The 17116-nt window shown below is 63.2% G+C and carries 22 protein-coding genes; 11 read left to right on the top strand and 11 right to left on the bottom strand.

The genetic code is table 11. The features are described 5' to 3' along the window. Positions 1-158: 158 nt before the first annotated feature. The 4 genes from CH268_RS08990 to CH268_RS08975 all read left to right on the top strand — a co-directional run bounded on the left by CH268_RS08990 (position 159) and on the right by CH268_RS08975 (position 2269). Positions 159-632, top strand: a complete 474-nt coding sequence (locus CH268_RS08990) for a DIP1984 family protein (RefSeq protein WP_032386796.1) — start codon at positions 159-161, stop codon at positions 630-632. A gap of 257 nt (positions 633-889) precedes the next feature. After that, complete coding sequence (locus CH268_RS08985) at positions 890-1459, top strand: cysteine hydrolase family protein (protein ID WP_094663420.1); 570 nt, start codon at positions 890-892, stop codon at positions 1457-1459. 27 nt (positions 1460-1486) lie between these two features. Next, positions 1487-1930, top strand: coding sequence for a hypothetical protein (locus CH268_RS08980; RefSeq protein ID WP_094663418.1), 444 nt, complete (start codon positions 1487-1489; stop codon positions 1928-1930). A gap of 3 nt (positions 1931-1933) precedes the next feature. Continuing rightward, positions 1934-2269, top strand: a complete 336-nt coding sequence (locus CH268_RS08975; protein ID WP_094663416.1) for a hypothetical protein — start codon at positions 1934-1936, stop codon at positions 2267-2269. On the opposite strand, the gene CH268_RS08970 is transcribed toward CH268_RS08975, so the two are convergent. Further along, positions 2256-2900: a TetR/AcrR family transcriptional regulator gene (locus tag CH268_RS08970; protein WP_027495545.1), complete on the bottom strand. Its 645-nt coding sequence runs from the start codon at positions 2898-2900 to the stop codon at positions 2256-2258. The two genes, CH268_RS08975 and CH268_RS08970, sit on opposite strands and share 14 nt — an antisense overlap. 224 nt (positions 2901-3124) lie before the next feature. On the opposite strand from CH268_RS08970, the gene CH268_RS08965 reads away from it, so the two are divergent. From CH268_RS08965 to CH268_RS08955, 3 genes are read left to right on the top strand one after another with little or no spacing between them, the layout of a single operon-like run. Further along, positions 3125-4249 carry a DUF5938 domain-containing protein gene (locus CH268_RS08965; protein WP_032386519.1) on the top strand — a complete coding sequence of 375 codons (1125 nt, stop codon included), beginning with the start codon at positions 3125-3127 and terminating at the stop codon, positions 4247-4249. 11 nt (positions 4250-4260) lie between these two features. Continuing rightward, on the top strand, positions 4261-5820 hold the full coding sequence (locus tag CH268_RS08960; RefSeq protein ID WP_094663414.1) for an AMP-binding protein: 1560 nt from the start codon (positions 4261-4263) through the stop codon (positions 5818-5820). After that, positions 5817-6572, top strand: coding sequence for an SDR family NAD(P)-dependent oxidoreductase (locus tag CH268_RS08955; RefSeq protein ID WP_048317602.1), 756 nt, complete (start codon positions 5817-5819; stop codon positions 6570-6572). Before CH268_RS08960 ends, CH268_RS08955 begins: the two co-directional genes overlap by 4 nt. A gap of 16 nt (positions 6573-6588) precedes the next feature. On the opposite strand, the gene CH268_RS08950 is transcribed toward CH268_RS08955, so the two are convergent. Both CH268_RS08950 and CH268_RS08945 read right to left on the bottom strand, forming a co-directional pair. Beyond that, the gene (locus tag CH268_RS08950; RefSeq protein ID WP_094663412.1) at positions 6589-7521 is read right to left on the bottom strand and encodes a TIGR01777 family oxidoreductase; all 933 of its coding nucleotides are present in this window, start codon (positions 7519-7521) and stop codon (positions 6589-6591) included. Next, the gene (locus tag CH268_RS08945; RefSeq protein ID WP_094663410.1) at positions 7518-8189 is read right to left on the bottom strand and encodes a TetR/AcrR family transcriptional regulator; all 672 of its coding nucleotides are present in this window, start codon (positions 8187-8189) and stop codon (positions 7518-7520) included. Before CH268_RS08945 ends, CH268_RS08950 begins: the two co-directional genes overlap by 4 nt. A gap of 100 nt (positions 8190-8289) precedes the next feature. Between CH268_RS08945 and CH268_RS08940 the strand changes: the two genes are divergently transcribed. Beyond that, complete coding sequence (locus CH268_RS08940; protein ID WP_217900901.1) at positions 8290-8964, top strand: class I SAM-dependent methyltransferase; 675 nt, start codon at positions 8290-8292, stop codon at positions 8962-8964. A 66-nt stretch (positions 8965-9030) separates the two neighbouring features. Next, complete coding sequence (locus tag CH268_RS08935) at positions 9031-9333, top strand: helix-turn-helix domain-containing protein (protein ID WP_032371831.1); 303 nt, start codon at positions 9031-9033, stop codon at positions 9331-9333. Here CH268_RS08935 and CH268_RS08930 read toward each other — a convergent pair. Both CH268_RS08930 and CH268_RS08925 read right to left on the bottom strand, forming a co-directional pair. Then, entirely contained in the window at positions 9291-9920 is a 630-nt protein-coding gene (locus tag CH268_RS08930) for a ClpP family protease (RefSeq protein ID WP_032374960.1), read from the bottom strand. The genes CH268_RS08935 and CH268_RS08930 overlap by 43 nt on opposite strands. Further along, positions 9917-10525, bottom strand: a complete 609-nt coding sequence (locus tag CH268_RS08925; protein ID WP_094663406.1) for a ClpP family protease — start codon at positions 10523-10525, stop codon at positions 9917-9919. The genes CH268_RS08930 and CH268_RS08925 overlap by 4 nt, the downstream gene beginning before the upstream one ends. A 98-nt stretch (positions 10526-10623) precedes the next feature. On the opposite strand from CH268_RS08925, the gene CH268_RS08920 reads away from it, so the two are divergent. Together CH268_RS08920 and CH268_RS08915 are read left to right on the top strand one after the other, a co-directional pair. Further along, on the top strand, positions 10624-11091 hold the full coding sequence (locus CH268_RS08920) for an SRPBCC family protein (RefSeq protein WP_094663404.1): 468 nt from the start codon (positions 10624-10626) through the stop codon (positions 11089-11091). A 103-nt stretch (positions 11092-11194) separates the two neighbouring features. After that, positions 11195-11644 carry a YdeI/OmpD-associated family protein gene (locus CH268_RS08915; protein ID WP_032371834.1) on the top strand — a complete coding sequence of 150 codons (450 nt, stop codon included), beginning with the start codon at positions 11195-11197 and terminating at the stop codon, positions 11642-11644. 38 nt (positions 11645-11682) lie between these two features. Here the strand turns inward: CH268_RS08915 and yczR are convergent, their stop codons facing one another. The 6 genes from yczR to CH268_RS08885 all read right to left on the bottom strand — a co-directional run bounded on the left by yczR (position 11683) and on the right by CH268_RS08885 (position 16917). Beyond that, on the bottom strand, positions 11683-13146 hold the full coding sequence (gene yczR, locus CH268_RS08910) for a MocR-like transcription factor YczR (protein ID WP_094663402.1): 1464 nt from the start codon (positions 13144-13146) through the stop codon (positions 11683-11685). 371 nt (positions 13147-13517) lie between these two features. Beyond that, on the bottom strand, positions 13518-14138 hold the full coding sequence (locus CH268_RS08905) for a TetR/AcrR family transcriptional regulator (RefSeq protein ID WP_094663816.1): 621 nt from the start codon (positions 14136-14138) through the stop codon (positions 13518-13520). A 10-nt stretch (positions 14139-14148) separates the two neighbouring features. Further along, on the bottom strand, positions 14149-15363 hold the full coding sequence (locus CH268_RS08900; protein WP_176457888.1) for an NAD(P)/FAD-dependent oxidoreductase: 1215 nt from the start codon (positions 15361-15363) through the stop codon (positions 14149-14151). Next, positions 15360-15533 (bottom strand): rubredoxin, encoded by a 174-nt coding sequence (locus CH268_RS27845; RefSeq protein ID WP_027495558.1) that lies wholly within the window; start codon positions 15531-15533, stop codon positions 15360-15362. Before CH268_RS27845 ends, CH268_RS08900 begins: the two co-directional genes overlap by 4 nt. Beyond that, positions 15530-15694, bottom strand: coding sequence for a rubredoxin (locus tag CH268_RS08890; RefSeq protein WP_032366929.1), 165 nt, complete (start codon positions 15692-15694; stop codon positions 15530-15532). The genes CH268_RS27845 and CH268_RS08890 overlap by 4 nt, the downstream gene beginning before the upstream one ends. Further along, positions 15694-16917 (bottom strand): alkane 1-monooxygenase, encoded by a 1224-nt coding sequence (locus CH268_RS08885; protein WP_094663814.1) that lies wholly within the window; start codon positions 16915-16917, stop codon positions 15694-15696. Before CH268_RS08885 ends, CH268_RS08890 begins: the two co-directional genes overlap by 1 nt. Positions 16918-17116: the final 199 nt, after the last annotated feature.

The following is a 17116-nucleotide window of genomic DNA, read 5'->3' as shown; positions in this document are numbered from 1 at the left end:
GGGGCGTTCCGATTTCCCAACCGGATCTTGAAAGCAGGCCTATCGCCGGCCACAGAACTGTGGTACTTCTTGAGTCATGAACACATTCGACACGTCGAAAGGCGCATGAGCGCCCGTAGCTATCCCACCTCCGGTTCCACTACACCGAGGTGCAGATCATGAAGCTTGCCGAGGCCCTCGCTGAACGAGGGGAACTGATCAAGCGCACCGAACATCTGAAGGTTCGGATTCTGGCGAACGCTCGCCACCAAGACGGTGAATCACCGGCTGAGGATGCAGGGATCTTGTTGTCCGAGTACAACTCTGCGCTCGATCGTCTCGAAGTTCTCATCCGTAGGATCAACCGAACCAACAGTGCTGCCGCGGTGCGGGATGGAACCATCACCGATGCGCTCGCGTCCCGCGACGTGCTGCGTATGCGACACAAGGCGATCTCTGCGGCCGCGGACGCAGCATCGGGACGCAACCAGGAGCACAGATACGGCCCACGTCAACTGAGGTCGGAATTGGTCTACGTCGCAGCTCTTCCGGTTGCCGAATTACGTTCTGCCGCAGATGATGTTGCCAAGCAGATTCGGTTGGTGGACTTGGAGATCCAACGCGTCAATTGGGAGTTCGACCTAGTCGAATAGCATGCCACATGCCGGGTAGTAGGTAGTTTTCGGTCGAGGCGAGCACGTACCGCGGGTCGGCGGTCTTCCGGCCCTTCTCCTGCGTGGTGAGCAGCGTTCCGGGCATTCACTCGGTGACAGTGCAGCTCAGTACAATTCACGCAGAACGGTGCACAGCTTACCGTGCATTACCGTGTGCTGATCGAACGGAAACGAGGGTGGGTACGGGGCCACCCGGCATGTGGCCTGAGCCTCTGTTCCCGACTAGTCTGGTCCGAATGACGGCTTCATCAATATCCCTCGCACGACCTGCGCTGATCGTCGTCGACGTGCAGGCAGGTTTCGACGATTCGGAATTCTGGGGTCCACGGGACAACCCGTCGTGCGAGGCCAATATTGCTGAGCTCGTTCAGTTCTGGCAATCCAGGGCTTGGCCCGTGGTATTCGTTCAGCACGATTCCGACGATCCGCAGTCGCCGTTGTCGCCGACGCAGGACGGGCATCGCTTCAAGGACATGCTCGACGGGACTCCGGATCTGCTCGTTCGCAAACGCGTCAATTCGAGCTTCTACGGAACTCCCGATCTGGATGCCTGGTTACGCGGCGAGGACATCGACCAGGTGGTCATCTGCGGAATCACCACCAACCACTGCTGTGAGACCACCGCGAGGATGGCTGGGAATCTCGGCTACGACACCTACTTCGTCATAGACGCGACGCACACCTTCGATCGCGTCGCGCCCGACGGGACAGTCGTACCTGCCGCAACACTGTCTGCCATCGCGGCAACCAACCTGCACGGCGAGTTCGCGACGGTGATCGAAACGAAAAACATAACTTCCCGCTGACGTCGCCCCAATTTGATACCGTTCGGTATGGCCGATCGGGGAGCAGTAGCAGGGCTCGCGGGACCCATTGTGCTGCTGTATCTGGGGTACTTCGCGTCGGTGCCGACCCTCTCATCGCTGATCCACGGGATCTTCGACCCACGAATAGACTGGGCCGACAAGGGCTTCGGTGAAGTGTTGCTGTTCTCGTTCATGATTGTGGGCGGTCTCGCTGCATGTGTTGCGGCAGTTCGCGCACTGGCCGAGTCTCCGAGGTTCCCAGGAATCGTCGTCATACCGGGGTCGTCGATCGGGCGGAAAGTCGACGCAGTAGTGGTGACACTGATTGCCTACGCCGTCGTTGTTCTGGTGTTCGTGACCGCTACCGCATCAGCCGGATTCCTGGTGCCCCTCATTGCGGCGTGGGCTTGCTCCAACACGATTCGGAATTACCGTGAACTGAAGAGTCGACGTCGAGCGTCCGCAGCATAGCGCATGAACACCGTGCTGATGCTGATGCTGATGCTGTGGTTCGTCGTGTTCGCGTACGCGGCATCCGTCGGATTCCGCGGCAGGGCAACGCATTCCGACTACTACGGTGCACGAGTGTCGGACACGGTGAAATCGACACCCCGACTGCGTGCACGAGCCGATCGATCGGTCGGAATCTGGTGCACGGTCAGTTCCGTGATGGCTGTGGTGCCAATCGTATGGATCGGCTCCGACTTTCACCGTGAAAGAACGACTTGGGAGCTGGCCGGTCTGGCTGCTTACGTCTTCATCATCGTGGTGGTCGGCGGTTACCCGTTGGAGAAGATCAAGAAGTCGTGACGTTGGGATGGTCCAACAACGCGAACGCGGCCGTCAATTGCGCTCGGGCTGCGTCGACTTCGGATGTGTTGCCCGCCAGATGGTGCAGCAAGGCGCGTTGGAAGATCCCGTCGAGCAGGATGTAGGCAGAGGGGCGGTCGAGGGCCGACTCGGAGCCGCGTAGCTCGCAGTACTTCGTCACCACGCGCCAGATCATGTCTTCGCGACGTTCCTCGATGTCCAGGACGTCGCCTCGAAAGGAACCGTCGAACAGGGCTTGGTTGCGGAGGTCGTACCAGAGTCGATGAATTCCGGCGTCCGCCACCAGGGTGGCGAAGTACTTCGTCTCGAAGTCCGCGTACAGGCCGGGGGCGTCGACGGCGTTGGCCACCACCTCGTCGTACCGGGTGACGCAGATGGCCTCGTACTGGCGAACTGCGTGGGTGATGAGGTCGAGCTTGTCGGTGAAGTAGTAGTGCAGAACGCCGTGCGAGTACTCGGAGTTCTGCGCGATCTCCCGCAACGACGTGCGGGCGTACCCCAGCTCGGCCAGCGTGTGGAGCGTCGCCTCGGCCAGCTCGGTTCGCTTGGACTCGAACTTGTTGCGGGCACGTTCCTCGATGCGCGCGCGCGGATCGACCGTCTGGGTCATGTTCGGTGTCCTTTCCGCGCGGCGTTTCGCTGATCAGTGTATGCCCGGCCGTCGAAAACCGGATTCTGGGCAGTCGTCAAGAAAAACCTTGACGTGTGTACAAATTCTAACTTAGTGTGATCCGCAGCACACGTCAGAGGGGTGGATGCACACCTGCCTCCGGTGCTTCACGGCTCGATCAACCTCGGCCCGTCCGACGACGGCCGATCACGAGAGGACTCTTCATGCCAACCGACAAGCGCGTCGTCGTCTACGGGGCATCGGGATACACCGGGCGACTGATCTGCGAATACCTGCGCGAGTACAACATTCCCTTCCTGGCCGCCGGCCGCGACGAAAGCCGAGTCAAGGGCATCGTCGACGCCGTCCCCGGCGTCGAGACGGTCGAGTACGACGTTGTGGAGGTCGAGCACACGGCTTCCGCACTGGCAGAAGCGTTTCGAGGAGCCGAGATCGTGCTCAACACGGTCGGTCCGTTCTCGCGGTTCGGACACGAGGTGGCGCAGGCATGCATCGAGATCGGTGCGCACTACACCGACACCACCGGTGAGCAGGACTGGATCATCGATGCCGAGAAGAAGTACGGTGCAGAATTCGCCGCCCGAAACATCGTTCTGACACCGGGTTTGGCGCAGATGTACAGCATCGGTGAGATCGCAGCCAACATCTGCCTCGAGACCCCGGGTCTGGACACCCTCGACATCGAGGTCTTCTGGAAGGGGCATCCGACGGTCGCGTCGACCAACACCATCCTGACCAATGCCGCCTTCTCCAAGGCGTACTACCTCGAACAGAACGAGTACGTGGAATGGCCCGACGACGGGGTGTTCCAGGTGGTCGTGCCGGGCCAGCACGATCTGGGATTGGCGCTGCCGTGGGGCGGTACGTCGCATCCGGTGTGGTTCAAGAACGACCCTCGAGTCGCGAACGCCCGCGCCTACGGCGGGGTGATGAACAAGCCCCTCATGCTCGCCGTGCCTCAGATCATCGCCGGCGCAATGGCGCAGATGGAAGGCAAGACCGACGCCGAGAAGTACGACATCATCGACACGGTGTCGGCGTCGGTGCGCAGTGAGACACCGCCGCGGGAGAATCCCCGCATCAACACCTCCCTCGACTCGGTCTACGCATCGGGCCCACTCGGCCGCGTGCACACGGTGATTCACGGCAACTGCAACTACAAGCAGACCGCTCTGCTCAACGCATTCGCAGCGGCACACGTGTTGCAGGGGCCGCCCAAGAAGGTCGGATTCGCCTCGAGCTGCCAGGCATTCGGACACCGCGAACTGCTCGGCGTGCTCCGCGCCTTCGGTCTGGTGCTCGACCCCGTCGTCACAGCACACAGCTGAGGACCCGGCCGATGCGGCTATCCGACTACCTCGACAAGGGCATGTCCCTGGGCCGAGACGCCCCCTGCCTCACGATGGGTGACACCACGAAGAGCTACGGCGAGGTGTACGACGACACGGTCTCCATCGCCGGAGCGTTGCAACACAACGGTATCGAGACCGGGGATCGTATTGCGGTGCTCTCCGGTAACGATCCACTCGCCCTGACGTGCGTTTTCGCAATCTCCCGCGCAGGCGCAGTGTGGTGTCCGATCAATCCGCGAAACGAGGCCGACGAGAATCGACAACTGTTCGATCTGTTCGGGTGCCGATTCCTGTTCTTCCAGAAAGCATTCGCGGATCTGGTCGGCCGCATCAGAGACCACCTGCCGCAACTGGAGTGGCTCGTCTGCCTGGACGGCGACGTGCCGGGAGCACTGTCGTACGACCGATGGCTCGTCGAACACCGCTCGGACTCGGTCGTCGACAGGCGACCGGCCGACGGGCTCGCCATGATCGCCGGAACCGGCGGAACGACGGGAAAACCGAAGGGCGTCAGACTCACCGAAGAGAACATGATGACCTCGACGGCTACGGCACTGATGAGCTATCCGTTCGGGGACCGGCCCCGATACCTCGCACTGGCACCGTTGACCCATTCGGCGGGGGTACTGACATTCCCCATCCTGAGCCTGGGTGGCCACGTCGTCGTGATGCCGGCTCCGGACATCAGAGAGTTTCTCTCACTCATCGAGCAGCACCGGATCACACACGCATTCTTGCCGCCGACGGTCATCTACGGGGTACTCGACCATCCCGACCTCGACACGCGGGATCTGTTGTCGCTCCGATGCCTCTGGTACGGGGCTGCGCCGATGTCACCGACACGGTTGGAGGAGGCGCTGACCCGAATCGGGCCGGTGCTGGGGCAGCTCTTCGGGCAGACCGAGGCACCGAACATGATCGCGACGCTCGCACCGGCCGATCACTTCCGGAGTGACGGTTCCATCGCGGTCGAACGGTTCACCTCGGCGGGCAAGCCGACGCCACTGACGACGGTGGCGATCATGAACGAGGACGGCGGTCTGCTCGATCGAGGGGAGCGCGGCGAGATCGTGGTCCGAGGACCTCTCGTGATGCAGGGATATCACGAGAATCCCGACGCCACAGCCGAAGTCGGCGCTCACGGCTGGCACCACACCGGAGACATCGGGTACCTCGATCGGGCCGGTTACCTCTACGTCGTCGATCGTGCCAAGGACATGATCATCACCGGAGGATTCAACGTGTACTCGGCCGAGGTGGAACAGGCCCTGCTGTCGCATTCCTCGGTGAAGGAATGCGCAGTCGTCGGCCTTCCCGACGACAAGTGGGGTGAACGAGTTACGGCTGCAGTGCTTCTGCGCCCCGGTCGCGACGCGTCCCCCGACGATCTGATCGCACACGTCAAGGCGCGGATCGGGAGTGTAAAAGCTCCCAAAGAGATTCAGATCTGGACCGATCTGCCCCGCTCGAAGGTGGGAAAGATCCTCAAGACCGAAGTACGCAGCACGATGTCTGCACCGTCACCAGCGAAGGGAAGCACAGTATGAGCGAGTTCGAGGGCAAACGAGTCTTCGTCACCGGGTCCGGTGCCGGAATCGGAAAAGCCATCTCCCGGATGTTCATCGAGCGGGGCGCACGCGTCGTGGTCAGTGACATCGACGAAGGTGTTGCAGCGACGACGGCCCAGGAAATCGGTGCCGAGGGTACCGCCAACTGCGACGTCTCCGACGAGAGCCAAGTACAGCGAGCCGTCGCCGGCGCGGTCGAGATTCTGGGCGGACTGGACATCGTCGTCAACAACGCGGGCATCGAGGTTTCGTCTCCTTTGCTGCAGCAGTCCACGGAGAGTTTCGACAAGATCTACGCCGTCAATGTGCGGGGCACATTCTTGGTTATGAAAGCCGCGATCGGTGCGCTTGTCGAGTCGAAGGGCAACATCGTCAACATTGCATCGCTGGCTGGTGTCGGCGGCACCGCGCTGCTCGGGTCGTACTGCGCCACAAAGGCAGCCGTCATTCAGCTGACACGTGTCGCGGCCATCGAGATGCGTGCCGCAGGAGTACGCGTGAATGCGGTATGCCCCGGGTTTGCCGATACCGCCATGGTCGAACGACTCGTTCCGGACTTCGAGGCGGCAACGCAGGTCCCGTTCGGCGATCTCGTTGCCGCCAAGCAAGGCCGACTGGGAACACCCGAGGACATCGCAGAAGTGACGCTGTTCCTGGCCTCGGACCGCGCAACATGGATCACGGGCAGTCACTACATTCTGGACGGCGGCCTCTCGGCGTCCCTGGTGTAGCGCTCGGAGCTCCCCGTCAGCCGAGGGCGACGGGGAGCAGGCCGGGTCGAGTCCGAGATGCGATGTCGGCCAACGCACCCTCCAGCGTCGGGTATCGGAAGTCGAACCCGCTGTCGGTCAACACCTGCGGCTCGACCCACCGACTCTTGAGGACCAGCTCGGGTTCGGTTCGGATCACCCGCGCGCCCAGCTTCAGCAGCCATGCCGGCGTCGCCAGTCCGTGATCGCGACCGAGAGCAGATCGAACCTGGTGCATGAGAACCTCGTTGGTCACCGGGAACGGTGTCGCCACGTTGACAGGTCCGACGATGTCCGAGGTGGCGTACAGATGGTCGAGAGTCCGAGCGACATCATCGACGTGAACCCAGCTGAACATCTGGCTGCCATCGCCCATGCGGCCACCCAAACCCACTCGCGCCAGATCGATGATGGGGTTGATCGCCCCACCGCCTGCGCCCAACACGATCGACAACCGCAGTGCCACTCTGCGAATCGACACGTCGGCGTCGAACAGTTCGCGCTCCCACGACCTGGCCACCTCGACCGAGAAGCCCGATCCCAGTTCGCCGTCCCGTTCGCTCATCGACCTGTCGCGGGCATCGCGATAGATGGTTCCGGTGCTCGCGTTGACCCACAGCGCCGGCGGATTGTGCGCTTGTGCCAAGGCACGCCCGAGCTGGGCTGTCGTCTGAATTCGCGACGACATGATCGCATCGGCGTTGGTCTTGTTGTAGCGACAGCTCACCGAGCGGCCGGCGAGGTTGACCACCAGATCGGACCCGTTCAGGACCTCGACGAGGCCGCGATGGTCGGACCATGTTGCATCGCTGGACGATCCGCGTCCGACCGTCCTGACGTCGATGCCGCGGTCCTCGTAGTAGCTGCGCAGATACCCGCCGATGTAGCCGGAGGCACCGCACAGGACGACGGTCGATGGTGAATCGGTCATTGGCTCAACCCTTCTGGTGAGGTCATTCGTTTCAGGAGACCGGCGACATCGGCTACCAGGCCGCGCGCAACCGGGAGTCGGGCGAGACGAACCGCCTTGGATACGACGGGCACGAGCCCGTCGACCAGAGTGCGGGTGCGAGCCTGGTTGTCGGACGAATCGGTGACCCAATGCAGCGTGACGCCCATGTAGATCATCCAGAGCAGCAGCGGGAGTGCATCGTTCAGCGACGTGGGTACCTTCTGCTTCGATGCATCCAACGTCGTGCGCATCAGATCGATGGCCATGGCTCTGGCGTCGGAGGATTCCTCGGAGAACGGACTGGAGCTGGACCTCGTCGGCAGCGCCAGCTGGAGGAAAGCGCCGCCGAACGCGTGATAGGGCGTCAGGACGTCCAAGCCGGAATGCAGAACCGCGGCCAGGTTCTCCGACAGCGACCCGCCCTGGGTGATGACCTGCTCCGCACGTTCGCGGTGATCGCGCTGGATCACCACATACAACTCGTTGACCAGTTCGTCCTTGCCGGCGAAGTAGTAGTACGCATTGCCGAGCGACACGCCGGCCTCGTCGGCTATCCGGCGCATGGTCGTGGCCTGGAACCCCTCTTCGCGAAACAGCCGAAGAGCCACTTCGACCAGCTTGTCGCGCGTCTCGGATGTGCGGGCCATGCGGTCACCTCGTTTTCTGAACGTGTTCAAAAAGGACGGTAGACCCATTTTTGAACATGTTCAAGCGCAATGGCCGGGCACTGGCCTGGATACTCGACGCATGCTCAGACGAATGGGAACCTCGCTGATCGGAGGCAAGGGGGCTCAATGGGTGCAAGCGCTGAATGCGCGGCATCCGTGGAGTCACAACGACTACTTCCACAGTTGGATTCTCGCCAACCTGCCGAGCCGGCGACGCGAGGCACTCGACGTGGGTTGTGGCCGTGGCGGTCTCGTGCACTCTCTCGCAACGTATTTCGATCACGTCACCGGAGTCGACATCGACTCCGACATGCGCCGCCGCACAGGTCTTGCGTGCTCCGACGTCACCAATGTGACTGTCTCCGAACGCCAACTCGACTCGTGGGCGGACGAATCCGTCGACCTGATCACGATGATCGCCGTTCTCCACCACCTCGACATCGACGACACGCTTCGCCAGGTCGAGCGTGTTCTCGCGCCGAACGGCCGGCTGCTCGTCGTGGGTATGGCTGCGCCACGAAGTCCTCGGGATCTGCTGTGGGACGCCGTATCCATCGTGACCAACCCGCTGATCGGCTTCGTCGGCCATCCCTGGCCGAGCTCAGCGGGAAAGCAGCCGGCACCCTTCCCGGTCAAGGACCCGGTGCTCAGTTTCGACGAAGTGAAGCGGTCGGTCGACGCGATACTGCCCGGGGCAACGATGCGACATCGCGTCGGATTCAGGCACACCATCGAATGGACGAAGCCTGAGTGACCGGAAGGTTCTCTGCTCTGAGCAGAATCGCCGACCCTCCTTGGCATCGAGGCTTAGGCTCCGATCATGGGCGAGGTCATACGAATCGATGAGCGCCGAGCAGCACGCGCAGTGGAACCGCTGTGGCGTGAGGTGGTCGGTCGCCGGCTGCGCGAGCGCAGACACTCCCGCGGCGACACGCTCGCCGACACGGCGGCGCGCGCAGGGATTGCACCGCAGTATCTTTCGGAGCTCGAACGCGGCCGCAAGGACCCGTCGAGTGAGATCCTTGCGGCTGTCGTCGGGGCACTCGGCACGTCGATGGCCGAAATTTCAGGTCTGGCGCATCACGACCTGTCGCGAGGAGACGCGACGTTGATGGCTGCCTGACGTCGTCCTTCGAGGACTTGGTCGACCAGGCCGTACTGCAGCGCCGACGGAGCCGTCAACACCAGGTCACGGTCGGTGTCGTGCCGAATCTTCGCGGCATCGCGTCCGGTGTGTTTCGCCAGAATCATCTCCATTTCGGCGCGCACCCTGACGATTTCGTCGGCAGCGAGAATGAGATCGGGAATGGTGCCTCGCCCCTGCCCCGCAGGCTGATGCAACACCACCCGGCTGTGCGTCAACGCCGAACGTCGACCCGGCGCACCTGCGGCGAGCAGCACCGCGCCGGCCGCCACTGCCTGCCCCACACATGTTGTGGCGACAGGGGATCCGATGAACTGCATCGTGTCGTAGATCGCCAGCATGGCCGCAGTATCGCCGCCCTCGCAGTTGATGTACATGGAGATTTCCTGATCGGGGGAGTCGGCCTCCAGATGCAACAGCTGCGCGATCATCGCATTCGCAACACCGGCATCCAGTGCGGTGCCGAGGTACACGATGCGTTCGCTGAGCAGATGCGAATAGACGTCGACGACGCGTTCGCCGCGCGAATCACGGGTGACGACATTGGGAATGGTGTACGTACTCATCGGGCCATCTCCATCCCGAACGACACGCGACGCGCAGGCATGACCTGATCGAACGAACTGACGATGGCGTCGACGAACCCGTAGTCACGCGCGGCGTCCGCGGTGAACCAACGATCGTGCAAGGAGTCGTCGAATATTTGTTCTCGTGTCTGCCCGGTGTCGTCGGCGATGAGGCCGAGCACCGTATCGCGGGTATGACGAAGATCGTTGGCCTGCACCTCCACTTCGACAGCAGAACCACCGATGCCGGACGAGCCCTGGTGCATCAGAATCCGCGAATGCGGTAGTGCGTAGCGCTTTCCGTGTGTTCCCGACGACAGCAGGAATTGACCGGCGCTGCAGGCCAATCCGAGTACCAACGTCGAGACGTCGCAGGGAATCAGGTGCATCACGTCACGGATCGCGAGCATGGCAGGCACCGATCCGCCAGGGGAGTGAATCCACAGGGCGATATCGGCCGACGGGTTCTCGGCCGCCATCGTCAACAGGTGGGTGGTGAGGACGGTGCCGTTGTCGTCGTCGAGTGCGCCGTCGAGCACGAGGATTCGATGACGTAGGAGTCGGTCGCGGAGTTCGGGTGGGAACATTCGGGGTGTCTCGCTCATGATTCGAGTGTGAACTCCAATAGCGCTGTCTGCCAACGATTCTGCTGTCGGCAGCGACGCTGCTCAGAGCTGCGCGACGCTCGAGGGACAATGGAGCCATGACCACACTCGAATTCTCCGATTCCGTCGTCGTCGCCGCATCGCCCGAGGACGTCTACGCCGTCGTATCCGACGTCACTCGAACAGGTGAATGGAGCCCGATCTGCCAGGCGTGCTGGTGGAACGAACCCGACGGCGGTGGTGTGGGATCGACGTTCACCGGACGCAACGCCACTCCCGACCGCACCTGGGAAACGGTCTCGACCGTCGCAGCGGCCGAGCCCGGACGCGAATTCGCGTGGGTCGTCGGCGACAACTTCGTTCGCTGGGGATACACACTCGAAGCGGTGGACGGCGGTACCCGACTGACCGAGAACTGGAACTTCCTGCCCGACGGCATCGCTTTCTTCCACCGCAAATTCGGAGACTCCGCGCAGGAGCAGATCGACACCCGCAGCAAGGCCGCGCTCGACGGCATTCCGCGCACCCTGGCGGCCATCAAGCGCATCATCGAATCGGAGTCCTGACAGGTAGGTGCGCTGGCTGTCCACTTTTCGCGTCGGCGCGCGATTCCGCCTGCAGACACGAATTGTGGACACTCAGCCCTGTAGTCGCGCCTATTCTGTGCCGATGACGTCGACGGTTCTTCAACTGACCGCGGTCCTCGAGCCTCGCGGCCCAGCGGCTGCGATCGTGCTGACCGACGCCCAGGTCGCCTCACTCGGCAGCACCAAGACGCCGCCGGTGCGGTTCACGATCGGTGGGCAGACGGTGGCAGGACGCATCGGGCGCATGGGCGGGGAGAACCTGCTGGGCCTGAACAAGAGTGTGCGCACCACGCTCGGAGTCGAGGCCGGCGACACCGTCGACGTGACCATCGAACTCGATGCCGAACCGCGCACCGTCGAGCTACCGGCCGAGCTCGCCACTGCACTCGACGCCGAACCTGCGGTGCGCGCAGCATTCGACGCACTGTCTCCGTCGAAGAGAAAAGAGCACGCACGATCGGTCGCCGACGCCAAGCGCGCCGACACCCGTGACCGTCGCATCGCGTCGATCGTCGCGGCTCTTCGGCCCTGACGTACGACCCGGCATGGGGGCGCGGGTGTCAGCGTCGATCAGACCACTGTCGCGGGCCTGTTCGATGCGACGACTTCCGTCGACCTGCCCGCCGCAGACAGGCGCGCGAGAATATCTACAGCCGAGGTGATGTCGGGAAGTGAACGAGTGAAGGGAATGCGTTGTCGGTCGTCGAAGGCATATCCCGTCCCGAATCGTAGTCCGGGTGCCAGCAGCACGCCGTGAGTCTGAGCTTCGGCGACAAGGGCACTGGATCGAAGACCGTCGGGCAGGGAACACCACAATGCCAGGCCGCCGTCTGGAACGCGAAAGTGCCAATCAGGCAGTCGATCTCGCATCAGAGCAACGGTGTGATCACGTGCGACTCTCGATATGTCGGCGCGCACTCGGCGTACCTCGTCGTATTTGCCCATCAACTCGACCGCAGCGAGTTGATCGAGAATGGACGTCGAAAGTTGGCGTCGCGCATAGGTGGCGGCGATCCTCGCCAGTAGCCCTGCCTCGGCGCGAACCCACCCGACTCGCAGCCCACCCCACACCGTCTTGCTCGTCGACCCGATCGTCACCGTCGCACTATCCGGCGTTGCCGCCCCGAAGGGTTCGATGTCGGGCGACCCGTCGAGGGACAGGTCCGCTGCTACCTCGTCGACGATGGTCAGTACTGCGTGGCGGTGCATCGTCGCGGACAGCTGTCGGCGGGTGCCGAGGGGGAGTCGAGCTCCCGATGGATTGGAGAAATCGGGCATGAAATAGGCCAGGGTCGGTGCGCTTTGACGTGCGGCACGGTCTGCGGCCGGCACGAACGGCTCGGTCTCGTCCGGGTCGATGGGCACCGGGATGCATCGGCCGCCGAGTGAGTGGACGAGTTCGACGACACCCGGATACGTCGGGTGCTCGACCAACACGCGGGCGCCCGGCTCGGTGAATGTCGCCAACACGGCATGGATGGCGTCGGTGGCACCGGAGGTGACGAGGATGTTCTCGGCCGTGGTCGGCACTCCGCGCCCACGGTAGTAGGCGGCGATCGATTCGCGGAGCTCGAACAGCCCGGACGGGGTATAGCCGCCGGACGCGAATCGGCCCTGAATCCTTTCGGCCGCGGTTCTGTACGCATCGGCCAGCAGAGGAGAAGCCGACGGTGACGCGTTGACGAATTCCAGTGTCGCAGTGTCGCGGTCGCCGGCGAGGGAACTCCAGGCCGGCATCGACCCCGTCGGGGAAACGTATGTGCCCGAGCCCCGTTGGGCGCTGATCCAGCCACCTTCGCGGAGGTGGCGATAGGCCGACGCCACCGTGACCCGACTGACGTCCAGACTGATCGAGAGTGCCCGCTCGGCGGGTAGCCGCGTCTGAGCCGACACCTCGCCGTTCTCGATCAGCCGCCGCAACTCGTCGGCGATCTCGAGGTAGAGCGGACCACCGGATCTGTTGCGCAGCGTCGACGGGCCGATACGTGCTGCCAGCTCCGGGGCCGAGATCGCGGTGGCGTCGAACGAGTCCATGCAGTCCACTGTCGCACACTGGACTGAACTATTCACGGTAAAACCAGTCCATTGTTGTCGCATGATCGCAATTGGAGCTGTATTGGCCTTGTCATTGGTCGGCGCGGGCTGGACCGTGGTCGCCCTGCGGGAGGGAGGGAGAAGCGCGCCTACTGGTCCGCCGCGCAGTCGTGTGAACGTCGACTGACGTGGCTGTGCTGCAGCAAACGCGCGCGCATTCGTCAGACGCGTCCGAGTTCGCTACCGATTCGGGGCCTATTTCGCTCGCACCTGGCAAACGCGCGCGCGTTTGCGAGATCAGCGGGGGTGGGTGCGAGATCAGCGGGGGTGGTGCGAGAACTGGGGGTGGGTACGAACTATGGGCGCTGAGGTCAGTTGCCGTCGGCGATGGAGTCGATGAACGGCGTCAGCAGCAGGGCGAGATCGTCTGCGGCAGAGGCGACATCGTCGGGCGGCTCGGGAATGTAGCTCAGGGCCAGGCGCACGATGGACTTGCTGATGACGTCGGCCTGTCGTGGACTTGCGCCCACCCATCCACGCTGAAATGTCTCCGCCAGACGCTCGCCCGCACGGTCGATCAGCACCTCACTGTCGGTGGTGATCAGGCGCAGAAGATCCTCCGGCGCGTCGCCGCTGTGCAGAGATCGGACGAGTGGATCCAGACCGCTGAGCTCGAAGAACGACGAAAAGCCTTGTCTCAGAGCGGCGGACGCATCGTTCTCGTGTTGGTACAGCGCGGTCTCGCACATCGCGACGAATGCGTCCGTCAATCTGATGGCATACCCCTGTGCGACGCCGCGTCGCGAACCGAACTCGTTGTACAGACTCTGCCTGCTCAACCCCGCGGCCTTGGCGATGTGGCTCATCGTGACGTTGCGCCAGTTGCGCTCCTGCAACAACTCGCGCAGCGCATCGAGCGCCACATCGCGCGCCAGAGTGGACGCGGCTTCACGGTATCGACCGGGAGTCGACGTCTGTTCGGCGGCGGGCATGAACACGACTCTATCGAACGACCGCATGTGGCCTGTCCAGCCAACCTTCTTCGAGATTGTTCCGATCGACGGGGTCCGCGCTCGCGATGAGGGTGCGGACCTGCCGGATGTCCTTGGGATGACCTACCCCGATTGCCCCGACGAGCCTGTCGTCGCGCACCGCGCAGGCCGTGAACCGACGGCTTTCGATGGAGCCGCGCACCACGAAATACTCGTCGTGTGCATCGGTCCACCCCGCGAATTGCAGGTTGACGCCGTGCTGTATGGACCATCCCCACGGGACATCGAGAGCACCGACGTCGAGACCGAGGATGGATCGGGCCGCCCGGGTGGCTTGATCGACGGCTCCGTTCCAGTGCTCACTCCGATACGTCCCGCCGAGTACCGAGTTGGGAACTTCGGCGACGTCGCCCGCGGCGTAGATGTTCGGTCTCGACGTGCGCATGCCGGCGTCCACCAGGATTCCCGACGCGGTCTCGAGGCCCAGGTCTGCCCCGAGCTCGGTGTTCGCGACCGAGCCGACGGACACCAGCACGGTGCCGGCGGACCATGAACGACCGTCCGCGGAGGTTGCGAGAACGGTGCCGTCGGCCAGCTTCTCCAGGCCGGTCACAGCGACGTCGGTGTGCATCGTGACGCCGTTGTCGGAATGCAGGTCTCGGTACATCTGCGAGATCGCGGCCGGTGCGATCCGGTTCAGCGGAGCCGATGCCGCCTCCAACACCGTGACCTCGGCGCCGAGCGATCGTGCCGCTGCCGCCGCCTCGCACCCGATCAGGCCGCCGCCGATCACCAGCAGTGATCTCGTTCGGACGATCTCGGCCTGCAGCGGGGCGACATCGGCTGCGGTGCGAAGGGTGAACACATGCTCGGCACCCGGTAGGTCGAGTTGCCGTGCACGAGAACCCGTTGCCAGCAGCATGGCGTCGTACGGGACCGGAGCTCCCTCGTCCAGGTGCACCTCGGAATCGGTGACGGCGGTAGCCGTGACGCCTGTGCGTACATCGACCCCGTCGATGGCTGCACCGAGCTGAACCTGATCGACCGATTTCGTACCCAGCAGCAGTTCCTTGGAGACAGTCGGTCGACGGTACGTGGTCTCCGGTTCGCTACCGACGATCGTGATGGATCCGGTGAAACCCTCGGCGCGAAGCACTGTGGCGGCGGTGTATCCGGCGGCCCCGGTGCCGACGATCACGACGTTGCCGGGTTGGCGAGCGGTCACCCGCGCTCGACCTCGACCATCTCGAAATCGGCCTTGGCCGCACCGCAGTCGGGGCACGACCAGTCGTCGGGAATGTCGTCCCAACGCGTGCCGGGTTCGATGCCGTCCTCGGGCCAGCCGAGCTCTTCGTCGTACTCGAATCCGCATTGCACACAGCGGTAAAGCTTCATTGCTTGCTCCTGAAGTCGATTTTCTCTCGGACGCCGCAGTCGGGGCACGGCCACTCGTCGGGTACCTCGGACCACGGAGTTCCGGCCGGGAAGCCCTCGCGTGGTGCGCCCGCGGTCTCGTCGTAGACGAACTCGCACACCGGGCACTCGTAGGCAGCCATCACTTCGCTCCGTATGCGGCGAGGACCTTCTCCCGCTTGGACGGCTGGATGTTGACGCGAGTGATGTCGCCGTCGTAGTGATCGAGAACGCGATGATCCATCACCTTGCGCCACACGGGCGGGAAGTAGGCCAGCGAGATCATGCTTGCGTAACCGCTCGGCAGGTTGGGTGCTCCGTCCATGCTGCGCAGAGTCTGGTAGCGCCGGGTGGGGTTGGCATGGTGATCACTGTGTCGCTGAAGGTGATACAGGAAGATGTTGGTCACGATGTGATCGGAGTTCCAGCTGTGCTCGGGGGTGCATCGCTCGTAACGGCCGTTGTCCTTCTTCTGGCGCTGCAGGCCGTAGTGCTCGAGGTAGTTGACCGTTTCGAGCAGCGAAAAGCCGTAGATTGCCTGAACGACCAAGAACGGCAACACGATCGGGCCGAACACAACGGCAAGGACCGTGTAGAGGACGACGGACATCAGCCACGCGTTGAGTACATCGTTGTGAATACTCCACGTGCTCTTGCTCAGTCGCTCCATGCGAGTCTTCTCGAGTTCCCAGGACGACCGCAGGCTTCCCCACACGCTGCGGGGGAGGAAGGCCCAGAAGCTCTCACCGAACTTCGAACTCGCCGGATCCTCGGGAGTAGCGACGCGCACATGGTGACCGCGGTTGTGTTCGATGTAGAAGTGGCCGTAGAACGTCTGTGCCAGTGTGATTTTCGACAGCCAGCGCTCGAGGTCGTCCTTCTTGTGACCGAGCTCGTGCGCGGTGTTGATGCCCACGCCGCCCATGACACCGATGCTGATGGCCAGGCCGATCTTCGAGAGCAGCCCCAGGCCGCCGTCGATGCCGAGCCACGAGAGGTTGTCGGCGGACCAGAGGTAGCAGGCGAACACCAGGCTGGCGAGCTGGAACGGAATGTAGGCGTACGTGCAGTAGCGGTAGTACTTGTCTTCCTCGAGCGCCTTCATCACCTCGTCGGGCGGGTTGTCGCCGTCCGGTCCGAAGAACCGATCGAGGATCGGGAGCAACCCGTAGACGAGCAGCGCACCGATCCACCACCAGACCGGTGCCACGGCGTTCCAGCCGAGCTGGTTGAAAGCCCACACCAGGCCGGTTGCCAGAAACACCGCCGTCGGCGGGATCAGGCCCATGAGCCAGAGGTATCGCTTGCGGTCGTGCCACTCGTCGACGGGCGCCTGTGCCTGATCGTCGACATTCGATGCCGTCATCGTCACTCCTCGTGTAGGGCGGATCACTGTGCTGTGGACAATACGCGCAATTTGTATCCCGTGTGTACAAATCAAGATATTTGTACATCAGGCGGATGGATTGTTGCGGCAGTCACAGCGTCACCGTTTGGTCGAATCGGCCTGCTACCTTCCGACTCGTTGTGATCGGTCACGAATGGTCACGGCACTCGCAGGTCCG

The organism is Rhodococcus sp. 06-1460-1B, assembly GCF_002258475.1.
Taxonomy (GTDB): Bacteria; Actinomycetota; Actinomycetes; order Mycobacteriales; family Mycobacteriaceae; genus Rhodococcoides; species Rhodococcoides fascians.
The sequence above is the reverse complement of the archived record's forward strand: the minus strand, read 5'-3'. Positions and strand labels throughout refer to the sequence as shown.

What these genes read in the sequence shown, in the direction of transcription:
- CH268_RS08990 (WP_032386796.1), top strand. Translation starts at nt 159, where the DNA reads ATGAAGCTTGCCGAGGCCCTCGCTGAACGAGGGGAACTGATCAAGCGC.
- CH268_RS08985 (WP_094663420.1), top strand. Translation starts at nt 890, where the DNA reads ATGACGGCTTCATCAATATCCCTCGCACGACCTGCGCTGATCGTCGTC.
- CH268_RS08980 (WP_094663418.1), top strand. Translation starts at nt 1,487, where the DNA reads ATGGCCGATCGGGGAGCAGTAGCAGGGCTCGCGGGACCCATTGTGCTG.
- CH268_RS08975 (WP_094663416.1), top strand. Translation starts at nt 1,934, where the DNA reads ATGAACACCGTGCTGATGCTGATGCTGATGCTGTGGTTCGTCGTGTTC.
- CH268_RS08970 (WP_027495545.1), bottom strand. Translation starts at nt 2,900, where the DNA reads ATGACCCAGACGGTCGATCCGCGCGCGCGCATCGAGGAACGTGCCCGC.
- CH268_RS08965 (WP_032386519.1), top strand. Translation starts at nt 3,125, where the DNA reads ATGCCAACCGACAAGCGCGTCGTCGTCTACGGGGCATCGGGATACACC.
- CH268_RS08960 (WP_094663414.1), top strand. Translation starts at nt 4,261, where the DNA reads ATGCGGCTATCCGACTACCTCGACAAGGGCATGTCCCTGGGCCGAGAC.
- CH268_RS08955 (WP_048317602.1), top strand. Translation starts at nt 5,817, where the DNA reads ATGAGCGAGTTCGAGGGCAAACGAGTCTTCGTCACCGGGTCCGGTGCC.
- CH268_RS08950 (WP_094663412.1), bottom strand. Translation starts at nt 7,521, where the DNA reads ATGACCGATTCACCATCGACCGTCGTCCTGTGCGGTGCCTCCGGCTAC.
- CH268_RS08945 (WP_094663410.1), bottom strand. Translation starts at nt 8,189, where the DNA reads ATGGCCCGCACATCCGAGACGCGCGACAAGCTGGTCGAAGTGGCTCTT.
- CH268_RS08940 (WP_217900901.1), top strand. Translation starts at nt 8,290, where the DNA reads ATGCTCAGACGAATGGGAACCTCGCTGATCGGAGGCAAGGGGGCTCAA.
- CH268_RS08935 (WP_032371831.1), top strand. Translation starts at nt 9,031, where the DNA reads ATGGGCGAGGTCATACGAATCGATGAGCGCCGAGCAGCACGCGCAGTG.
- CH268_RS08930 (WP_032374960.1), bottom strand. Translation starts at nt 9,920, where the DNA reads ATGAGTACGTACACCATTCCCAATGTCGTCACCCGTGATTCGCGCGGC.
- CH268_RS08925 (WP_094663406.1), bottom strand. Translation starts at nt 10,525, where the DNA reads ATGAGCGAGACACCCCGAATGTTCCCACCCGAACTCCGCGACCGACTC.
- CH268_RS08920 (WP_094663404.1), top strand. Translation starts at nt 10,624, where the DNA reads ATGACCACACTCGAATTCTCCGATTCCGTCGTCGTCGCCGCATCGCCC.
- CH268_RS08915 (WP_032371834.1), top strand. Translation starts at nt 11,195, where the DNA reads ATGACGTCGACGGTTCTTCAACTGACCGCGGTCCTCGAGCCTCGCGGC.
- yczR (WP_094663402.1), bottom strand. Translation starts at nt 13,146, where the DNA reads ATGGACTCGTTCGACGCCACCGCGATCTCGGCCCCGGAGCTGGCAGCA.
- CH268_RS08905 (WP_094663816.1), bottom strand. Translation starts at nt 14,138, where the DNA reads ATGCCCGCCGCCGAACAGACGTCGACTCCCGGTCGATACCGTGAAGCC.
- CH268_RS27845 (WP_027495558.1), bottom strand. Translation starts at nt 15,533, where the DNA reads ATGAAGCTTTACCGCTGTGTGCAATGCGGATTCGAGTACGACGAAGAG.
- CH268_RS08890 (WP_032366929.1), bottom strand. Translation starts at nt 15,694, where the DNA reads ATGGCTGCCTACGAGTGCCCGGTGTGCGAGTTCGTCTACGACGAGACC.
- CH268_RS08885 (WP_094663814.1), bottom strand. Translation starts at nt 16,917, where the DNA reads ATGACGGCATCGAATGTCGACGATCAGGCACAGGCGCCCGTCGACGAG.